This is a genomic window from Oleiphilus sp. HI0067 (genome assembly GCF_001635735.1).
This window is the reverse complement of the sequence record NZ_LWFI01000697.1, coordinates 1-231: the sequence shown is the minus strand read 5'-3', so window position 1 is coordinate 231 and position 231 is coordinate 1. Positions and strand designations below refer to the sequence as shown.

The following is a 231-nucleotide window of genomic DNA, read 5'->3' as shown; positions in this document are numbered from 1 at the left end:
CTCGCCTTAGGGGCAGCTCTGCTTTTGTATGTTGCAAAACACGTCAACGCTCACTTGATAGAACAAGTGATGTTTGGCTCCATTCTCGTCACTACGGTGAATGATTTAGTGATGTTGGTGATTATTTGTAGCATCGTTGCAGTGCTGGCTTATCACTATGGCAACCACGCTTATTTGGTCGCGATATCACCTGAAGTAGCACACAGCCAGCGCATCAACACACGCCTTCAT

1 protein-coding gene is annotated in these 231 nt (G+C 46.8%); it reads left to right on the top strand.

The features are described from left to right. The coding region (locus A3739_RS07855) for a metal ABC transporter permease (RefSeq protein ID WP_197472174.1) at positions 1-231 on the top strand (231 nt) is incomplete at both ends.